This window comes from Vibrio injensis (assembly GCF_001895205.1).
GTDB classification, from domain to species: domain Bacteria; phylum Pseudomonadota; class Gammaproteobacteria; order Enterobacterales; family Vibrionaceae; genus Vibrio; species Vibrio injensis.
In genome coordinates this window covers 103794-123361 of the sequence record NZ_BDJF01000027.1, presented here as the reverse complement: position 1 = coordinate 123361, position 19568 = coordinate 103794, and the positions used below count along the sequence as shown (strand labels likewise).

Here is a 19568-nt window from a genome sequence, read left to right as displayed (position 1 = left end):
AGTGATAAAGACGAATTATTGGCACTTTTCGCTTTTCCAGTGGTTAAGTATGGGAAGGCTTGTTACGTTCATTTACACTACTGTAAGAGTGAGTAAAGAAAAACAGGGTAATCTAGTCAGTTAGTTATACTATTTTTCTCTTTGATTTTGGGATGCGAGTTATGAAAAATATCAAGTCTATTGTCGTTTCTGCGACGTGCTTGTCTTTTATTCCCCTGGTAAGTAATGCAACACCGATTGTGGTACCCAATCCTCCGCAGCTTTCTGCGAAAGGTTATGTCTTGATGGATTACCATACGGGTACGGTTTTAGTTGAACATAATGCTCATAATAAATTGAATCCAGCGAGTTTAACGAAACTGATGACGTCATACGTTGCCGGACAAGAAATGAAGCGGGGTAACATTAGCCCTGATGATCAAGTGGTGATTAGCCAAAGAGCATGGGCAAGAAACTTTCCCGATTCCTCAAAAATGTTTATTGAGGTCGGTACCAAAGTCAATATGATGGATTTGTATCGCGGCTTGATTGTTCAATCTGGTAATGATGCGAGTGTGGCTATCGCAGAACACGTCGCTGGCTCTGAAAACGCGTTTGTTGATTTAATGAATTCTTGGGCAGCCACACTTGGACTAACCAATACGGCGTTTACTAATCCTCATGGCTTAGACAGCTCAGGTCTATACAGTACGCCTTATGATATTGCTAAGCTGGCGCAAGCGATTATTCGTGATCTACCGGAAATTTACCCGCTCTACAGTGAAACATCGTTTACTTATAATGGCATCACTCAATATAACCGTAATGGTTTATTGCGTGATCGGAGCATGAATGTTGACGGTATGAAGACTGGGTTCACTAGCGGGGCTGGTTTTAGTCTAACCACCTCGGCGACCAATGGTAACATGCGTTTGATCTCTGTCGTTATGGGTTCCAATAGCGCTAAAGGCCGAGAAGCCGACAGTAAGCAGTTGCTAAGCTATGGCTTCCGTTTCTTTGAAACCATAGCGCCTCATCAAGCAGGAGAGCCGATTGAGCAGGCGAGGGTGTGGATGGGCAAAAAAGATCAGTTGCCTGTTGGGGTTGCCGAGACAACTTATTTAACCGTCGTTAAAGGTGAGTTACCTAAACTCAGTGGCTTGATCGAGATGAATAAGGATTTACAAGCTCCGATCCAAAAAGGTGATATCGTTGGTAAAGTGATATACCAAGTCGATGATCGCAAGGTCGGTGAGGTTTCCTTGGTTGCTTTAGAAAGCGTTGAGCAAGGCAGTTGGTTTAAGCGAACAGTCGATAGAATCAAGCGTTTATTCGCTAGCTGGTTCTAAGCCCCCTCTCTCATCATGTAACAGCAGAGAGACATTTTCTCTGCTGTTACACTCGATACCCAAATTATTTGAAGTTGCAGGTAGGCGGTAAGTGAATGCAGCCCTATGAGCATAGGCAGACTATGTGATTGGGATAACGGACCTAGCCAACACCGTTGCAGCGTCAAGTAGAAAGGGAATATTGATTATATATCTTACTCATTTTTGATTAGCCAGCGCTCAGTAAATGCTGGCGGCTGAATAATATTCAATATTAAGCAAGCGAAATTTAAACAGACCTTAACTTGCCACTGACATTATCACGAGTCCTTTTTGTCACCCTGTGTAAAGTATTATCTATTGCACTCATTAAAGGATGAAAAATGGAGTTTAGCGCCGAAGATCGCCAAGCCTTGTATAATGTATGGATGTCACAAAAAGCGAAAATGCATTTAACTCAGATGCAGATGGCGAAACAACTCAACTTAACTCAGATAGAGTTTTCTCAATTGCTGCGGGGCGATAGACCGCTATCGATGAGCTTCATTAGCCAATTTTGTCGGCATTTGCACCTTGAGCCTCATAGGGTGATACCGAGCTTAAAAACGGCATCTGCTTATGATAAGCAGGTGATCAGTCTCAAAAGTCGAGTGATCATTGATGGTGATATTCAGAATGTGTCGATAGAAGGTAATCAAGTCATTATCGAATATGTTCATTATGCTTAATGGCGGTAAAGAATAAAGTTCGGCAGTCTAAAAATGAAAACAATTTGATGGGCTAATACCTCGAGGTCAGAAACGCTGAGAGGCTTCGATGATGCGGCTGGCCCCATCTTGATCAAGTAATCCAGAAATCCTACTGTTATTTGAAAATCTCAATCTAGAGAATAAAGCCTACTCGGTGTTTGAACTTTGTTCGGTTCGGTTGTCTATTATACGGCGTGGTTCATTTATTGATCACTTGATTGATAAATCACATTTTTTTATTGACCTTGCTGAGGAATGCGGTAAAGTACGCCTCGTTCTCAGGGCAAAGCCCAAAAGAGCAGATGGTGTTGCCATACCGCAATTTGCGTTGCCCTGGTGGTGAAATTGGTAGACACAAGGGATTTAAAATCCCTCGACTTTCGAGTCGTGCCGGTTCAAGTCCGGCCCGGGGCACCATCAGCCAAGATACATACTGATACAAAGGCGCGTTGGCAGAGTGGCCATGCAGCGGATTGCAAATCCGTGAACCTCGGTTCGACTCCGGGACGCGCCTCCATTTTTTAAGTAACCAGCCTAGATGCTGGTTTTTTTGTCTCTGTTGTTTCTAATTTTTCATTTATATCGCCGCAATATTAATCTCTCTATTTAACTTAATGATATTGAGGGCGGGTATTCCAATTAGAAAAAAGCCAGCCCATTAATCGTGGCTGGCTTTTTTTATTTTGATCAGATGGATTAAGAGTAAAGCCCTTGCTCGGTTCTTAAGCCTTGGATTAAGCTTACGCACATCAGTAACAAGACAAAACTAAAAGGTAGGGCTGTAGCGACAACGCCGGATTGCAGTGCTTGTAGCGCTTCTGAGCCGCCAACCCAGAGTAGTACGGCAGCAATGGAACCGCCTACCGTTGCCCAGAAGATACGTTGTAATACTGGAGCATCGACTTTTCCTCCGGCGGTAATACTATCGATGACCAGAGAGCCTGAATCGGCTGAAGTAATGAAAAATATTAGGATCAGCACAATCGAGATTAGCGACAGTGCGCTACCCAATGGTATCTGCTCGTAGACATGAAATAATGTTAACGAAATGTCCGTCAACCCATGTGCTCCCAGCGCACCAATGTTATTAGAAACCTGATCTAAAGCAATACCGCCGAACACGGACATCCAAACGATGATCAGTAAGGTTGGAATAAATATCACCGCAAGAATAAATTCACGGACCGTTCTGCCTCTTGATACTCGCGCAATAAACATACCGACAAATGGTGACCATGAGATCCACCAAGCCCAGTAGAAGACTGTCCAGCCATGCATCCAGATTTCATCATCACGACCGTGAGGATTACTTAGGGGAAGAATGTTTTCGATATAAGCCATGAAGGTCGCAGGGATCGATTGTAATGCGGTATGAAAGCTGACACTGATAATAAAAATCAATAAAGCAAGAGCAAAAGCCATGTTGATATTACTCAATACCTTGACACCACCATTGATGCCACGCACGACAGAAATGATCGCAATCAAGGTCACAAAGATAATCACGGCAAATTGCATCCCGATCCCACCTTGGGTGCCAAAAACGTAATTAATACCGCTAGTGGCTTGCTGAGCCCCTAAACCCAGCGAGGTCGCTAAACCAAATAAAGTGGCTAATACGGCCATAATATCAATAACATGACCAAGCCAGCCCCATGCGCGGTCACCAAAAATAGGGTAAAAGACCGAGCGAATGGAAAGTGGTAAACCTTTATTAAAAGAGAAAAAGCCTAATGCTAAGGCGACAATCGCATAAATCGCCCAACCATGTATTCCCCAATGAAATAGGGTCGCGCCCATAGCAAGAGATTTTGCTTCTGGCGTATAAGCCTCGACATTAAAGGGCGTTCCCCACCAATTGGTATAGTAAGCGGTTGGCTCGGCGACACTCCAAAATAATAAACCAATGCCCATACCTGCGGCAAAAAGCATCGATAGCCAAGATATTCTAGAATGATCAGGGGTTGCGTCTCGTCCACCAAGGCGAATTTTACCTAAAGGAGAGATCATTAATCCCATAGCAAAGAGAAGGAAGAAATTGGTTATCCACATGAAATAGGCATCAAATTGTTCAATAATGCCATTTTTAAGTGTGTCGAGTGCGGATTTAGCAATCTCAGGGCCGACCCAGATAATGGAGAGAAGGAATAGTAGAATGAATCCGGCACTGATACCGAAGACGGGATTATGAACATCAAATCCCCATTTTTGTACATTATCCCTACCGACATGATAATCGGTTGTTTCAATACTGTATTTTTTTAATGTGTTTTGCATACGATGACTCAAACATGTTCTTCGCATTCGTCACTCGTCTACGTGTAGACCAGTGATGAATACGTCAAAAGGTAAATAAATGATTAGAGTACAAATCATTTTTCGATGCAGATAATAGCGACAATTTTGTTTTAAAGTCAAATTTATAAATTTTTATGCTGTTTAAAATACTAAAATAGTTGCTTATTTTATGTCAGTAAACTTCGTTTGCTGTGGTAAAGTTTGCATCATTCGTAGAAGGGTGAGTGCGATAATTTGCTCTCATCTTTTTTGCAACTCCAAGTGATTGGAGTTAAGTTGAATTTAATACAATAAGCAGGATGAGATGGAAAAAATTGCCATTTTAGTTGATGTACAAAACGTTTATTACACTTGTCGAGAGCGATACGGGCGTCATTTTGATTATAATCAGTTCTGGCGACAAGTAACGCAAGGCCGTCATGTATTCAAAGCGAACGCTTATGCAATTGCTAGTAAAGAACCTCAACAGCGGCAATTTCATCATATTTTACGTGGCGTGGGTTTTGAGGTGATGTTGAAACCTTTTATCCAACGGAGTGATGGCAGCGCGAAAGGAGATTGGGATGTGGGAATTGCGCTTGATGCCTATGAGCTAGCTCAACAAGTGGATACGATCGTTTTAGTGTCCGGTGATGGCGATTTTGAACCTTTAGTAGAACGCATTCAGCAGCGTTTTCAGGTTAAGGTTGAGGTGTATGGTGTGCCAAGACTGACGGCACAAAGCTTAATTGATGTCGCCAGTCAATTTGTGCCAATAGAGCAAGACTTATTGTTGTAACCCGTTATCGGCCTGCGGTTCAGCATCGGTTATTGTGGTTTCTAAAACGGTTTGTTCGGCTTCTAATTTGGCACGTTCCGCTTTAGAAATATAACGAGGTTTATTGGTACCATGTAGCTTGGCATTTTTCTTTTTAAGATGCTTTTGTAGTGTTTGATTGATTTTCTTTTTACGGTTCATATTTATCTGCTCGATGACAATCAATTTAGGGCCAAGTGGCCCTAAAGCCGCGCAGCATACTGGTTTTTAAGGGCGAACTCAATCAAGTTTATTGCGTGTTGTTATTCTCCGGCCACCCATTGACGCTTGGTTTTCATACTTGCCATCAACATATACAAACAAGTGATCAATAACGTCACAAAAAGGTAACCGAGTAAGCTTTGATTGGTGTAAATGAACCAATCAGCGATAACGGGTCCTAAAACAGAACCGATACTATAACTAAACAACATAACCTGAGTGGCAGAGACAATATAATGGGCATCTAATTTGTCGCAACCTAGATTAATTGCGATTGGATAGAGAGCAAAGGTGGCCATCCCCAGTACAAATAAACTGATCGCGAGCGTTGTCACACTACTGTCTAATAGTGGTAATACCGCCGCAGAAGCCCCTAATAAACAAAAGAAAGCCATTAATAAGGTTCTACCCAGATGTTTGGATAGCCAAGGAACAATCGGTTGAACGACCATTGCGCCAAGGATAATCAGTGCCATTAAGCTGCCGATTTCTGAGTGACTAATGCCTCGTTGTGTTAACTCTACTGGCATGAGGCCATAAATAGCGCCCAATATCAGTCCTGAAACTAAACAACCAATGATGGCAGCATGGCTTAATTTGGTCACTTGTTTCCAAGACAGACTTTGTCCTGCTTCGGTAGACGGTTGATCAGATTGACCAAAGATTAAAATCACCGTTGCGAAGCACAATAAGGAGCCAATTGCAATAAATGGAATCAAGCCATTTACGCCTAAGTAACCAATTCCCAGTTGTCCCATCGCAGTACCGCCATAGAGCGATACCATATAAATACCTAACCGTTTTGCGCGGCCACTTTCATTACCATGCAGTAACCACGACTCAACCACAACGAAGACACCCGCCACCGCAATGCCCGCGATAAAACGTGCACTAAGCCAAGTTAGACTATTGGCAAAAACGGGCAAAATCACGATAGAAGCTAATAGCACTAATAGACAGCCAATAAAGGTATTACGGTGCCCAAAGCGATTGACTAACTGCTCCATAAACAGCGCTCCCAGTAACAAGCCAGCGTAAAAAACACTGGCTAGCCAACTGGCTAAAGAAAGCTCTAACCCATAATGTGGCAGCATGAGTGGGATAACACTCATCAGATATCCTGAAGCGATAGCATACAAAGTGAGTGCAATAACAGGTACTGAAATACGATGAACGGGAGAAGTAATCATGTCCATAGTTATCGCCTCGAATGAAGAATTGGACTGGGGTTTCGCGGCGAATATGGGACTTAAAAATAGAAAGGTAAAACGAAAAATAATGCTCATGACGATAAAATAAATTTATCAATTCATAAGCCATGATTAAGTGTAGTAAAGTTGACATAATCGGCAGAAAAATGCCAACTTTTCATTTTATTTTTCGATGAAATTTATTTGGTTAATGCTTGGTTTAACCATTGTTCGAATTGACTTTTTGGTAAAGCGCCATTGAGAACATCGACTCTTTTGCCTTGTTTAAATACCATTAGGGTGGGAATGCTACGAATCTGATATTTTCCTGCCAGCGCCTGCTGAGCTTCAGTATCGATTTTGATAAATCTCACTTGCCCTTGACGTTCGACGGCTACGTCATGAAAAATGGGGGCAAAACCGACGCAGGGATTACACCAAGGTGCCCAAAAGTCGATGACGATCGGCTGTTCACTGGCTAACAGTGCTTCTAGGTTATCGATTGTTCCTTCAATCGGTGCGCCATCAAGCAGAGCGGCTTGGCATTTTCCACAGCGTGGGCTTTCAGACACACGGATTGTTGGGATACGATTAAGCCCATGGCAAGCTGGGCAGCGAGTGGTGAACGTTGACATGGTTTCCTCTTTATAATGGTGTTGCTTTGCCAATCCGCGCTTAGCGCGATGAGGCAAATCAGCGTATACTAGCCGTTTGGTTAAGTGAATGTGCTGAACATTCCAAACAATAAATGCCTATTTCTTTGCTATTTGATCTCACCAGTAGCAAGAGCATAACAACGAAAAGCAGGATTATAATGACTCAATATTATGCTGAAATTACCGGTTGGGGTAAATGTTTGCCACCTGCCACGCTCTCAAATGATGATTTAAGCACCTTTTTAGAGACCAATGACGAGTGGATCCGTACTCGTACTGGGATTGAATCTCGTCGTATTAGCCACGTGAACACCTCTGATTTGGCTACCGTGGCAGCTCAACACGCGATGGCTTGTGCCGGGATTGATGCGCAAGATATCGATTTAATTATTGTCGCCAGTTGTTCACCCGATTCACTCATCCCTAATATTGCTTCAAAAATCCAGCAGAACTTAGCCATAGACAGTGCAGCCGCTTTTGATCTTAATGCTGCTTGTACTGGTTTTATCTACAGTTTAGAAACAGCGACTCGCTTGATGCAAGCGGGGCGCTACCAACATGCTTTAGTGATTGGTGCAGAAAGACTGTCTTTTTATATCGATTGGACTAAGCGTGACACCGCTGTTTTATTTGGTGATGGTGCTGGTGCCGTGGTGTTAAGCCGGACAGAGCAAGCAGTCGGTCTACAAGAAGCCAAAATTGGCTGTGACGCCCAAGGACGTGACATTTTAGCGGTACCGAAATTTGGTAGCTCAATGGATCGTTTTGCCGCAGATAATGGTTATTGGGCGTTTGATTTCGTTGGCAAAGAGATCTTTAAAAGAGCCGTTAAAGGGATGGGAGCGGCGGCGGCGCAAGTATTAACCACCAGTGGTTTAGCGCAGCAGAACGTGGATGTGGTTATCCCACACCAAGCGAATATTCGCATTATCCAAACCCTGTGTGATTTGTCGGGGATCAGCCAAGATAAAGCGTTTATCAATATTCAAAAATACGGCAATACATCAGCCGCAACCGTGCCGATTGCCCTGTGTGAAGCATTGGAACAAGGTAAGATTCAACCGAATAATAATGTGTTACTTGCCGCGTTCGGTGCAGGCTTAACCTGGGGCGCTGGCCATATTAAGTGGGGTTCACGGGTAACGCCTTTAGGCCGTAGTGATGCCCACTTACCGGCCTGTGAGCAAAGCGCATTGCAATTGCTAGAAAAAGCGATTGAGCATTGTCAGCAGCGCCCATTATCTCAATAGCTCAATAGCTCAATAGCAGTTTAGTGGCAACGGTAACCCTTTTGGGGTTCAGTGAATGAGCGCCACTGTTGATAGCCAGCGTACATGAATACGCTGGCTATCCTGTTTTAGGCTAACGCCATTGCCAGCAGTGTGATCGGGTGAATGCTTTCGGCGGTGGTGTTTTCTTCTATCTGCCATTTACAGGTTTCACAGTCGGTGACCGCGAAATCTGCCTTGGCCGTGTTGATGGAATCAAACAGGTGTGAGCCGATCTTCATTGACACATCGTAGTTTTCCGCTTTAAAGCCATAAGTACCGGCTAAACCACAACACTCACTATCTAAAACCACCAACTCTAAACCTGGGATCATTTTCAGAAGTTCAATCGTAAAGATAACATTACCACTGCGTTCTAAATGGCAAGGAGTGTGATAAACCACTTTAAGATTAACCGGCTTCATCTTCGGCGCATTGCCACTCATAAACTCTTTGAGTAAAAAACGCGTGACATACTCAATGCTTGCCACCACTTGGCTATTATCAACGCCTAGCACATGCGGATACTCTTGTTGCAGAGTAAAAGAGCAGGTCGATGAGGTTGAGAGCACCTTGGTCTGTCTTTCCAACACTGCGGTTTCTAAGCTTTTGACATTAAGTAGAGCATTACTGCGCGCTTTATCGTGAAAGCCATTGGCAATCAAAGGTACGCCGCAGCATTTTTCTTTATCTAACAAGCTGACGCCAATATTCATCGCGTTCATCACTCTCACAAAATCTTTCCCTAATTGGGGATGATTGTAATTGACATAGCAACCATGAAAGTAACTGACTTGGCGGCGATAGCTGGCTTGTTGCTGTTTTTGTTGTTTGAACCAACGACGAAAGGTGCCATGAGAATATTTCGGTAGAGCTTTGTGATCATGCACACCGATGGTTTTGTGCATGATTTTTTTCACCAGCGGCAGTGAGGTGGCAAAATTGACGACGGGAGCAAAAGGTGTCGCGAGAGAGCCAAACAAGTCGGTATGGCTGAGTACATAATCACGCATTAATTTAGGATTTAAAGGTTTCTTCGCGTATTTACCTCGTGCAACGGCAATCAAATCACCAATGCGCACACCAGAAGGGCACGCGGTTTCACAGCGTTTACAATTGGTGCACAATTTTAGTAAATCATCGTAGTATTCCGCGCTTTTGATCCGCAAGCGCTCGCCATCTGGGCCGCACTGTTTGGGTCCAGGATACAGTGGATTCGCTTTGGCAACGGGGCAGTACACAGTACACACGGTACATTTGATGCACTGATCAAATGAGGTGTTTTTCGGTGCATTGGCAACAAAAGAATGGTTCATACCAGAGCCTCCTGAGTCGATGCTTGCGCCTGATATTGAGTGATGATTTGCGATGTCGCATGGTAAGCGGTCGCAATGGCAACACCGCCGCCACAGCCTTCGAAGACGGGATCATAGCCCGCAAGCATCGAGCCACAGCAATAGAGATTATTAATCACTTCAGCTTGACGACTCGGATGCAAGGAAGCGGTAGTGGTGACGCCAAAGCCCATAAAAGGATGAGGATGCTGAGCAAAAAAATCGTGGTTACGCCATCGTTTCCGATCCTGAATACAGCTCATATCCAGCTCAAAGACAGGCTCATTGATCCCCTGATGGTTAGCGGCTAAGCCTTGACTGAAATAACTGCCTGTCGCCATGACAAAATGATCAGCGTAAAGCGGCATATCCGTTAGGTTTTTAGTGTATATCGCGTTCAAGCGCTGATGGCTAAACTCGCCTTTGCAGACTTTATCGCCTTTTAAATGAACACCACCAAGGGATAAGAAGGTTCGGTTCAGCGACTCTTCGATTCTTATTCCCATCAATGACGGCGGCATGGTCGGCACTTCGTGCAAGGTTAAACCCGTCGTGGAATGCAATTTGTTGAGTAGCTGTAGTCCATCACCGTTGCCCATAATCGCGGGTAGAATGACTAAATCATCACCGCTAGCTGCTTGCGTTAATTGATCACAAAATGCCTGCCATGCCGTGGGCGTTTTAAGTAGCCTTGCAATATCAATCGAGCGTAGCTCATGGGGATTATGCCGTAGCTCAGTAAAACCAGGAATCGAGATTGAGACAATCGTGCTGGGGATGGTTGAGAACTCCGGTAAATAACGTAAGTTATCTTGTAGCATCGGTGGCTGAAAGTCTCGGTAACCTTCGATGGACACCAACACAAGCCGTTTAAAATCGCACGACTTTTTATGTTGATAGACATAAGGTTGTGATAGCCAAGTCGCTTTCAAGGTTCCTAGAGGAGTAATGCGCCAATGATTACTGTCATCCCTTTGCTGCTTTAATGGCAGACCATGTTGTTGAAGCGTAGCTTGAAACCAAGACAGGGCTTGGCGGCACGTTGAGGCGCCGACTTTACTATAAGGATGATTCGGTTCTTGTTCGCTCAGTTGGGTAATCCCTTGAAAAGGATAATCAACCAGTTGTCCGCTAGGTAACTTAGCCAGGACATCAATGGAACCGGATGAAAAGTGCAGCGCACTTTGTCCTTGGCTGATCAAGGCGGTCTTTAACCCCGCTTGCAAGCAGCGGATCCCAGCACTATAACCTGCAATGCCAGCCCCAATAATGATCACATCATATTTCATCCTAGCGTCTCCTCTTGATTAGGTTGCGTTGCAGAGGGAGGGAGATCGCTCGCACCCAATAGTCCTTCATAAATCCAATAACTGAATTCTGCTTCGCGCAGTGCGTCTCCCCAGAAAATGGGTTTAATACCTTTCCAGCGTTCTTCTAAAAACTCGACCAACAGTTGGCTTGATTGTTGGCCGGAGATGCCTGCATAGTCTTGAAATAAACTGGCAGCTCGGTAACTGCATAATTCCCCTTGGCATGGCCCCATACCCAGGCGTGTACGGCGACGCAGATCAACGAGATTATTAACATCTAACTGTTTAATGGCGTACTCAATCTCACCCGCGGTGACCATTTCACATTCACAAATGATGGCTTGGCTTTTGCTATCCGCCGACAAAAACTGTTCAGCTCGCTCACCGTGACGATAAAGCGCCGATGCATAAACAGGCTTAGCTAGGCTAGCAGTTTTTTTGATGGGTTTTTCTGCTTGGTTGGAGCCGGGAAGAGGGCGAGTATGAGTGGTGCAGGCAACCGTATTGCCTAATTTTTTGGCAACCATATCGGTCGCCCATTCAGCCATTAAGCGATAAGTCATTAATTTACCGCCAGTAATGGTGGTTAGCCCTTTCAGGCCATCGCGCTCTTGGTGATCTAATAACACAATCCCGCGGCTGATATTGCGGCCACTGCCATCATCATCCACCGCCACTAACGGTCTTACTCCTGCGTAAGCACGTAATACTCGGGTATTGGCCATGATGGGAGCTAATTTTGCCCCTTCAGAAAGCAAAATATCCACCTCTTGCTCGCTGACGTGTAAGTTGTCAATCTGGTCGTAGTCGATGTGCTCTGAAGTGGTACCAATCAAAGAAATGGTATCTCCGGGCACTAAAATATCGGCATCGGAGGGTTTTCGGCAGCGATTGATCACTAGGTTATTGATGCGATAATCGAGGATGAGCAGTGAGCCTTTGGCTGGGAACATTTTGATATTGAGATCAGCATACTCACAGATATTTTGTCCCCAGATCCCAGCGGCATTGATCACTTGTTTAGCAAAAATATCAAATTGAAGCTGAGTACCAAGTTGCTGGCAGTGGACACCGAGCACAGTATCACCTTGACGAATAAGGCCGGTAACGACAGTGCGGTTAAGGATTTGCGCGCCATGCTCTTTGGCATCAAGCACATTAGCCGCACATAACCGAAAGGGGTCTAAAGTGCCATCAGGAACTTGCACTGCGCCAATTAAAGCTGGGTTGACATTCGGTTCAAGGCGCAGCGCTTCTTTTGCAGTGAGTCGTTTGGTGGCAATGCCTGCTGATTGGCAAGCGGTGATAAAGGTATCTTGAAACGCGATATCATCTTCGGGCAGTGTGATGAATAGGCCTTCCGTTGCTTCCACACAATGTTTAGCAATGTGTTTTAAAATCAGGTTTTCCTGAATACATTCTTTGGCGGATTCATGGTCAGTGACGGCGTAACGAGCGCCGGAATGGAGTAGACCATGGTTTCTTCCGGTTGTACCAGAGGCGATATCGTCTTTTTCAACCAAAATGCAGCGAATGTCTCGCAAGGCACAATCACGCATAATTCCAGTTCCTGTCGCGCCGCCGCCGATGATCACCACATCGGTTTCTATGGTTTGCTTCGTCGTCATGACCTCTGCCTCAATCTATTTACAATAAACTTACCATTAGTGTGTCATTTTAAGCTTAAAATGTTCGATAGGTTGCTCACAAAAGCTCGAACGAAAATTTAATAGTAGGTTTTTGTCATCAAGTTGCTTATTGATAGAGAATAAATAAACAAAATGAGCAATGTTTGACGACGTTTATTTACTTATTGTTCACATGATGGACTGGTGAGTGATAAAGCGTAGAGTCACGAACGTAAACGCAAATTTTTTAAATGAGTGAATAAAAAGTATCTTGGTCTTTGATTTAAACTTTGTTACTTGATCACTGCTTTAATGGTTTCTGCCTTCCGATTTGACATATCTTCGATGTTTATATCAATTTTTGCTAATATTTAGTTATAAGTACGCCTTTCATTACCATCAAAGCATTCTTCACATCACGTAATTCGTCTGCGTTAATAGCGGTGATTTTTCACCGTGATGGCGATATTTTTTGAGATCAAAATACGGCTCTAATTAACAAAAACTACTCTTATTGATTACAAAATTGTGTTCGAACGCTCATTTGTGAGGTTTTTTCATTTTCGAAGTGATCTTTTTATGCGAGATTTTGCCCCGTATCACCCTGTGGCGGTGTGCAATAACGGTGTAAACGGAAAAGGACACTTACTTATGGCTCGAACAAAACAACAGACTCTTTTAGGAGAGTGTATCGCAGAGTTTATCGGCACAGGATTGCTGATATTTTTTGGCGTAGGCTGTGTCGCTGCGCTAGTACTGACTGGAGCGCAATTTGGTCAGTGGGAAATTAGTATTATCTGGGGACTTGGGGTCGCCATTGCTATTTATTGTACCGCAGGTGTTTCCGGTGCACACATTAACCCAGCGGTGACCATCGCTTTAGCTGCATTTCATGGTTTTGATAAAGCGAAAGTACTGCCCTACATTATCGCGCAATTGCTTGGGGCATTCTGTTCTGCTGCGCTGGTTTACGGTTTATACAGCAACCTTTTTGTCGATTATGAAATCGCCCACAATTTTGTCCGTAGCAGTGAAGCTGGTTTAGCGACCGCAGGGATTTTCTCGACCTATTCTCATCCTTCTCTCTCTTTCTTTGGGGCAATATCCGTAGAGTTTGTGATCACCGCAGTACTGATGTTTGTCATTCTCGCTCTCGGTGATGAGAATAATGGTGCGCATCGTAACGCGATGAACCCACTATTGATTGGTATTTTGATTGCTGTCATTGGTGGCTCTCTTGGCCCACTAACTGGCTTTGCAATGAACCCAGCTCGTGATTTTGGACCTAAATTATTTGCTTATTTTGCTGGTTGGGATTATGCCCTAACCGGAGCGAAAGAGATCCCATACTTTATTGTGCCGATCATTGCGCCGATTGCTGGAGCTTGTTTTGGTGCATGGGCTTACCCTAAATTTATCGCTGCTTACCTGCCAACAGAAGGCACGGGCTGTACCATACCTAATCAATGCGATGTGGTAGAAGATAACGAACAAGCACATGTTTAACGTGCATAATTTATTAACCCATTTATTAGAACGTGAATAAGGAATAGACCATGACTGAGCAAAAATATGTGGTTGCATTGGATCAAGGTACAACCAGCTCAAGGGCGGTCGTGCTTGACCATGATGCCAATATCGTCAGTGTTTCTCAGCGTGAATTTACTCAGATTTATCCACAAGCTGGTTGGGTCGAACATGATCCAATGGAAATTTATGCTACACAAAGTTCAACATTGATTGAGGTGCTGGGCAAATCGGGCATCCGTAGTGATGAAATTGCCGCGATTGGTATTACCAACCAGCGTGAAACCACCATTGTTTGGAACAAAGAGACGGGGAAACCCGTTTATAATGCGATTGTTTGGCAATGTCGCCGTACCGCTGAAATTTGTGAGCAACTAAAACAGCGTGATGGGTTAGAAGCGTATGTGCGTGAGAATACTGGCTTACTGCTTGACCCTTATTTTTCAGGCACTAAGGTCAAATGGATTTTAGATAACGTCCCCGGAGCCCGTGAAGATGCGCAGGCGGGTAAACTGCTGTTTGGTACGGTAGATACGTGGTTGGTCTGGAAGATGACTCAAGGTCGTGTTCATGTTACGGATTACACCAACGCTTCTCGGACGATGCTATTTAATATCAATAACTTACACTGGGATGAGAAAATCCTCAAAGAGTTTGATATTCCATTAAGCATGATGCCTGAAGTGAAGTCTTCTTCAGAAGTGTATGGCCAAACCAACATTGGTGGTAAAGGCGGAACTCGTATCCCAATTGCTGGGATTGCTGGCGATCAACAGGCGGCACTTTACGGTCAAATGTGCGTTGAAGCAGGACAAGCAAAAAACACCTATGGTACGGGCTGCTTTTTGTTGATGAACACGGGCAAAGAGAAAGTGACTTCAAAAAATGGTCTATTGACGACGTTGGCTTGTGGCCCTAAAGGTGAGCCAAGTTATGCTCTTGAAGGCGCGGTGTTTATGGGTGGGGCATCCATTCAGTGGCTACGTGATGAGTTGAAATTAATTTCCGATGCTCACGATTCAGAATATTTTGCTACTAAGGTCGATACTGCCAATGGCGTTTATGTGGTGCCTGCCTTTACAGGTTTAGGTGCGCCATACTGGGATGCTTATGCTCGCGGTACTATTGTCGGTTTAACGCGTGGTGTGAATTCGAACCATATCATTCGGGCGACATTAGAAAGTATTGCGTATCAGACTCGAGATGTTTTGGATGCCATGCAAGCGGACTCAGGCATTAAATTGGCTGCTTTACGAGTTGATGGCGGAGCTGTCGCCAATAACTTCTTAATGCAGTTCCAATCCGATGTGTTGGATACTGAAGTGCATCGCCCCAAAGTGACCGAGGTGACTGCGTTAGGTGCCGCCTACTTAGCGGGTATCGCGGTTGGTTTCTGGGATAGTTTGGATGAGCTGAAAAATAAAGCAGAAATTGATCGCTCCTTTATGCCACACCACGATGAAGAAAAACGTCAACGTCGTTATAAAGGTTGGAAACGTGCGGTGAAGTGCGCTCAATCATGGGCGGCTGAGCATCACGAAGAGGACTAAATCGATATCGCTGATGGATAAACTAGCCTAAAACTAGTGAAGATAAACCACGCGCTCGGAGTCTCTTACTGTTCGGCGCGTGGTTTTTAATTGGTTACAGAGTTTAAGCGGCGTTCTGTACGCCTTCACTCTTTTTTGCTTGTTGCATCCGAGCTAAAAAATAGACATTAACACAAGCGATAAAGGCGTTGGTTGCGACCACTGGCCAAGCATCGATCATCAGTCCATAGCCGACAAATAAGCTACAACCAATAAAGTTAAGTACGCGAAGTTTTACGATGTCTTTCATCGTTAGGGAAATTGCAACCATGATAGAGGCCGCATAGCCCATGATATCAACCATATTCATATCCATTATTTGTGTGTTCCTCTTGCCGTTGGCCCAAGCCGGGTCAGTCGCGCTACGCTGCTTTTCACGATGAAAAATGAACAACGCTTTACCGATAATGGCTGGATTAATTTAACTAACTAAAACTATAGCAACGGTGAATGTGTGATAAAACCCTCAAAAATAGCTTCGGAGAGGGTTAGCGATTACGCAAACGATTAATGCTAATAATAGTTTTGTTATTACATATTTTGTTGATTATTGAATAAATGACAAAAGAAAGTCCGCTTGATAGCGGACTTGCATCGCAGCGAATAAATCTCATGTTTATTCGGCTTACTGATATGAAATCAATTATTTTTTAGCGCCACCTTGGGTCATGAGTTTATCTTGCTCAGTTAACTCACGGATCCGGCGGCTAATATCACGACGCTCTTTAGAAATTTCAGCACTTTTGATGATATGATCATCGACGCGATCTTCGTAGTCAGACTTCATGTTTTTCACAATCTCAATGATCTCTTCTTGAGTCATATCTGGCTTGATGTAATCGACTAAGTTTTCCAGTAAATCTACACGTTTACGGTTATCGCGAACTTTTTTCTCGTTATCGAGCAGTTCACGCTTCAGTTTGTTCTTACGACGAGCCAAGCTCACAATTTCAAATACGCTGTTCATAGATCCCTTTCCTATAATGAGTGCCACTATCTACCCAGGCGATATCAAGACGCCAAATTCAGCGTGGTACGAATGCATTGCCTCTTGAGGTAACTTGGGCAGAGAAATTAAAACACATTGCAAAGGCGCATAACAGACCTAAGATCAAACCTATTTCCGTATTGACCAAGAAATCACCAATAAATAGCGAGTAAATCGATTTTATTTTATCGGGGCTTGTATTGTGGACTTGAAATACGCTATACCCTTCCACTTGCTGCGTTGACCAGCTTTGCAATACGTATTTCTGCGGATGCATGGATTATCTCAGCGTATGGAGATAAAGTATGCCTATTGCTCGGACTGGTCTCAGCCATTCGGTCATCTCTCTTTGCCTTAACGTATAACAGGACAATACTTTGCTACTTAGTTTTTCAGACATTGTCATTCCTAAACAATCTGCGTCCCACCATGAAAGCAAAGCCCATCAACAGCTTCGCCAAGCTTATCTTCATGAAAGAGAGCAATTATTAGCTTGTGAGATTGAGCTCAACCGTTCGAAAGTGATTGTCATTGATGAGCAAGGAAGAATCATCCGCTTGAGTTTGATGCTTGAACATTAATTTACTGTACAAGGTGCAGATGCTAACTAGAAGGAAATCAACATGCATAGTGAACTATCCGCTTTAGAAGCACGGGTTATCGGTTGTTTGATAGAAAAAGAGATCACGACGCCAGAATATTATCCATTAACTCTGAACAGTTTGATGACTGCTTGTAATCAAAAAAGTAATCGCGATCCGGTAGTCAATTTATCAGAGGCGCAGGTACAAGATACGGTTGAAGCGCTGATTGCCCGTCGCCTAGTCAGTGATGAAAGTAGTTTTAATAGTCGCACGCCTAAGTATCAGCATCGTTTTTGTAACACAGAGTTTGGTGATCTAAAGCTCAATAACCAAGAATTAGCGGTTATTTGTTGTTTGCTGTTGCGTGGCCCGCAAACACCGGGGGAATTGCGCACTCGTACTAACCGTTTGTGCCATTTTAGTGATGTGAAAGAAACCGAAAGTATTTTAGAGCAGTTATTAGAGCGCGGTTTGGTGGTTAAGTTAGCTCGCGAACCAGGGAAACGAGAATCGCGTTATCAGCATTTATTTTGCGGTGAAGTCGATATGCACAGTGTCGCTGCAAGCACAGAGATGGAGTTACCATCATCACGTATTGATGAACTGGAGCAACAAGTGGCGATGTTACGTCATGAAGTGGCTGAATTACGTGCGTTGATCACCAATCACTAAGTATGTCTGATCCCATTCAATACTCAGATTGGTGGGTCTATTTGATCCGAACGTCTAGAAATGCACTATATTGTGGAATAACAACCGATATCGATCGGCGTTTTATTCAACATCAACAAGGACGTGGCGCTAAAGCTTTGCGTGGTAAAGGCCCGCTTAGCTTAGTGTGGCAGCACCATGTTGGACCGAGTAAAAGCCAAGCTTTGCAATTAGAACATCGGATCAAAAGCCTGACCAAAGCGCAAAAAGAGCGTTTAGTTATGGGGGGATTTGATCTCCCCTGATCACTGAGTTGCAGATAACCGAAACCGAGCCATAAGGAATAACAAGTGGGATGAAGAAAAGACTGCTGATTTTGTTATTGAGCTGGTTACCCATCACGGCCTTTGCCTATCCCTCGCAAATCCTGAGTGACTATTGGCATTATCAAGCCTTTTTGGATGCGCATCCCGAACAACAGGTATTAACTGACTTATTGGCAGAAAGTGTCCAGAATAGAGCCGAGCCATTACCACTTGAGCAAACGCGCCCCGTCACGATTTCAGTCATCTATCCGGGTCAGCAAGTGTCAGACTACTGGATACGTAACATCAAAGCGTTTGAAGCTCGTATGCATGAACTCGGTATTAAATATCAATTACACCAAGTTTTTACTCGGCCAAGTTTAGATACCCGACAGCAAAGCATTTCTTTAATGGAAGCGGTGCAGAATAAAACCGATTATCTGATTTTTACCTTAGATACCATGCGCCATCGAAAATTTATTGATCATGTGCTGCATAACTCAGAGACGAAAGTTATTTTACAAAATATCACTACTCCCATCCGCCATTGGCAAGGGCGTCAGCCTTTGTTGTATGTGGGGTTTGATCATGAAATTGGTGCTCAGCAGTTAGCCGAATTCTACCAGCGTAAGCGACCACAAGGTGCAGATTATGCGGTGCTGTATTTTTCAGAAGGGTATATTAGCGAAGCGCGTGGAGACAGTTTTATCCATCATGTTAAAGCCCATTTTCATTTAGCCTCGTCTTATTACACCACAGCCACGGTGGAAAGCGGCTATCAGGCGACGCTCGATATCGTTAACAATAACCCTAAAATCGCTTTTCTCTATGCTTGCTCGACGGATATTGCGCTCGGTGCAGCGAAAGCCCTGCAAGAGCTTGAACGTGAAGATATCTATCTTAATGGTTGGGGTGGAGGCTCGGCTGAACTTGAGGCATTGCAAGAAGGCCGATTGGCAGTCACGGTCATGCGTATGAATGACGATACGGGTATTGCGATGGCAGAAGCGATTAAACGAGATCTGGCAGGTTTGCCAGTGCCACTGGTTTACTCGGGTGAATTTGAATTAGTGACCCAAGAGACCACCGCTGAACAAGTTGAGCGATTTAAACAACGTGCGTTCCGATATTCTGATCGCTAATCATGATTGAAGGTAATTGCAGTG

General features: G+C 44.1%; 20 protein-coding genes and 2 tRNA genes. 12 read left to right on the top strand and 10 right to left on the bottom strand.

Going from position 1 to position 19568, the window contains the following annotated elements; genetic code table 11:
• The first annotated feature begins 161 nt into the window (after window positions 1-161).
• From BSR11_RS12695 to BSR11_RS12680, 4 genes are all read left to right on the top strand, one after another.
• Entirely contained in the window at window positions 162-1328 is a 1167-nt protein-coding gene (locus tag BSR11_RS12695; RefSeq protein ID WP_072670716.1) for a D-alanyl-D-alanine carboxypeptidase family protein, read from the top strand.
• Window positions 1329-1690: 362 nt separating this feature from the next.
• Window positions 1691-2035: a helix-turn-helix domain-containing protein gene (locus tag BSR11_RS12690; RefSeq protein ID WP_072670715.1), complete on the top strand. Its 345-nt coding sequence runs from the start codon at window positions 1691-1693 to the stop codon at window positions 2033-2035.
• 351 nt (window positions 2036-2386) lie between these two features.
• Window positions 2387-2473 (top strand) — tRNA-Leu (locus BSR11_RS12685).
• 26 nt (window positions 2474-2499) lie between these two features.
• Window positions 2500-2573: transfer RNA gene (locus BSR11_RS12680), tRNA-Cys, on the top strand.
• A 179-nt stretch (window positions 2574-2752) separates the two neighbouring features.
• Here BSR11_RS12680 and BSR11_RS12675 read toward each other — a convergent pair.
• The gene (locus BSR11_RS12675) at window positions 2753-4333 is read right to left on the bottom strand and encodes a BCCT family transporter (protein WP_072670714.1); all 1581 of its coding nucleotides are present in this window, start codon (window positions 4331-4333) and stop codon (window positions 2753-2755) included.
• Window positions 4334-4658: 325 nt separating this feature from the next.
• Here BSR11_RS12675 and BSR11_RS12670 point away from each other — a divergent pair, with 325 nt between their 5' ends.
• Window positions 4659-5132, top strand: a complete 474-nt coding sequence (locus BSR11_RS12670) for a LabA-like NYN domain-containing protein (protein ID WP_072670713.1) — start codon at window positions 4659-4661, stop codon at window positions 5130-5132.
• Here BSR11_RS12670 and BSR11_RS12665 read toward each other — a convergent pair.
• The 3 genes from BSR11_RS12665 to trxC form a co-directional block, all read right to left on the bottom strand.
• Window positions 5121-5312: a DUF2986 domain-containing protein gene (locus BSR11_RS12665; protein WP_072670712.1), complete on the bottom strand. Its 192-nt coding sequence runs from the start codon at window positions 5310-5312 to the stop codon at window positions 5121-5123. The two genes, BSR11_RS12670 and BSR11_RS12665, sit on opposite strands and share 12 nt — an antisense overlap.
• Window positions 5313-5413: 101 nt before the next feature.
• The gene (locus tag BSR11_RS12660; protein ID WP_072670711.1) at window positions 5414-6568 is read right to left on the bottom strand and encodes an MFS transporter; all 1155 of its coding nucleotides are present in this window, start codon (window positions 6566-6568) and stop codon (window positions 5414-5416) included.
• 194 nt (window positions 6569-6762) lie between these two features.
• Window positions 6763-7197 carry a thioredoxin TrxC gene (trxC, locus tag BSR11_RS12655; protein WP_072670710.1) on the bottom strand — a complete coding sequence of 145 codons (435 nt, stop codon included), beginning with the start codon at window positions 7195-7197 and terminating at the stop codon, window positions 6763-6765.
• A 179-nt stretch (window positions 7198-7376) separates the two neighbouring features.
• On the opposite strand from trxC, the gene BSR11_RS12650 reads away from it, so the two are divergent.
• The gene (locus BSR11_RS12650) at window positions 7377-8468 is read left to right on the top strand and encodes a ketoacyl-ACP synthase III (RefSeq protein WP_072670709.1); all 1092 of its coding nucleotides are present in this window, start codon (window positions 7377-7379) and stop codon (window positions 8466-8468) included.
• A gap of 107 nt (window positions 8469-8575) precedes the next feature.
• Here BSR11_RS12650 and glpC read toward each other — a convergent pair whose 3' ends face one another.
• Genes glpC through glpA form a run of 3 tightly spaced genes read right to left on the bottom strand, consistent with a single transcriptional unit; the run spans window position 8576 to window position 12758 of the window.
• Window positions 8576-9802, bottom strand: a complete 1227-nt coding sequence (gene glpC, locus BSR11_RS12645; protein ID WP_072670708.1) for an anaerobic glycerol-3-phosphate dehydrogenase subunit GlpC — start codon at window positions 9800-9802, stop codon at window positions 8576-8578.
• The gene (glpB, locus tag BSR11_RS12640) at window positions 9799-11109 is read right to left on the bottom strand and encodes a glycerol-3-phosphate dehydrogenase subunit GlpB (protein ID WP_072670707.1); all 1311 of its coding nucleotides are present in this window, start codon (window positions 11107-11109) and stop codon (window positions 9799-9801) included. Before glpB ends, glpC begins: the two co-directional genes overlap by 4 nt.
• A complete protein-coding gene (gene glpA / locus BSR11_RS12635) occupies window positions 11106-12758 on the bottom strand; it encodes an anaerobic glycerol-3-phosphate dehydrogenase subunit A (protein WP_072670706.1) in 1653 nt (550 codons plus the stop codon). Before glpA ends, glpB begins: the two co-directional genes overlap by 4 nt.
• Window positions 12759-13409: 651 nt before the next feature.
• Here glpA and BSR11_RS12630 point away from each other — a divergent pair.
• Both BSR11_RS12630 and glpK read left to right on the top strand, forming a co-directional pair.
• Complete coding sequence (locus tag BSR11_RS12630; protein WP_072670705.1) at window positions 13410-14264, top strand: MIP/aquaporin family protein; 855 nt, start codon at window positions 13410-13412, stop codon at window positions 14262-14264.
• Between the two features lie 50 nt (window positions 14265-14314).
• Window positions 14315-15835, top strand: a complete 1521-nt coding sequence (glpK, locus tag BSR11_RS12625) for a glycerol kinase GlpK (RefSeq protein WP_072670704.1) — start codon at window positions 14315-14317, stop codon at window positions 15833-15835.
• A gap of 103 nt (window positions 15836-15938) precedes the next feature.
• On the opposite strand, the gene BSR11_RS12620 is transcribed toward glpK, so the two are convergent.
• From BSR11_RS12620 to BSR11_RS17195, 3 genes are all read right to left on the bottom strand, one after another.
• The gene (locus BSR11_RS12620) at window positions 15939-16190 is read right to left on the bottom strand and encodes a YgjV family protein (RefSeq protein ID WP_072670703.1); all 252 of its coding nucleotides are present in this window, start codon (window positions 16188-16190) and stop codon (window positions 15939-15941) included.
• Between the two features lie 327 nt (window positions 16191-16517).
• A complete protein-coding gene (locus BSR11_RS12615; RefSeq protein WP_072670702.1) occupies window positions 16518-16841 on the bottom strand; it encodes a DUF496 family protein in 324 nt (107 codons plus the stop codon).
• Between the two features lie 58 nt (window positions 16842-16899).
• Window positions 16900-17139, bottom strand: a complete 240-nt coding sequence (locus tag BSR11_RS17195) for a hypothetical protein (RefSeq protein ID WP_139299841.1) — start codon at window positions 17137-17139, stop codon at window positions 16900-16902.
• 100 nt (window positions 17140-17239) lie between these two features.
• Here BSR11_RS17195 and BSR11_RS12610 point away from each other — a divergent pair, with 100 nt between their 5' ends.
• The 4 genes from BSR11_RS12610 to BSR11_RS12595 are packed head-to-tail and all read left to right on the top strand — an operon-like array spanning window position 17240 to window position 19544.
• Window positions 17240-17443, top strand: a complete 204-nt coding sequence (locus BSR11_RS12610) for a hypothetical protein (RefSeq protein WP_072670701.1) — start codon at window positions 17240-17242, stop codon at window positions 17441-17443.
• Between the two features lie 42 nt (window positions 17444-17485).
• Window positions 17486-18118, top strand: a complete 633-nt coding sequence (locus tag BSR11_RS12605) for a YceH family protein (RefSeq protein WP_072670700.1) — start codon at window positions 17486-17488, stop codon at window positions 18116-18118.
• A gap of 2 nt (window positions 18119-18120) precedes the next feature.
• Entirely contained in the window at window positions 18121-18402 is a 282-nt protein-coding gene (locus BSR11_RS12600; protein WP_072670699.1) for a GIY-YIG nuclease family protein, read from the top strand.
• Between the two features lie 50 nt (window positions 18403-18452).
• Window positions 18453-19544, top strand: a complete 1092-nt coding sequence (locus BSR11_RS12595; protein WP_072670698.1) for a substrate-binding domain-containing protein — start codon at window positions 18453-18455, stop codon at window positions 19542-19544.
• The last annotated feature ends 24 nt before the right edge of the window (window positions 19545-19568 follow it).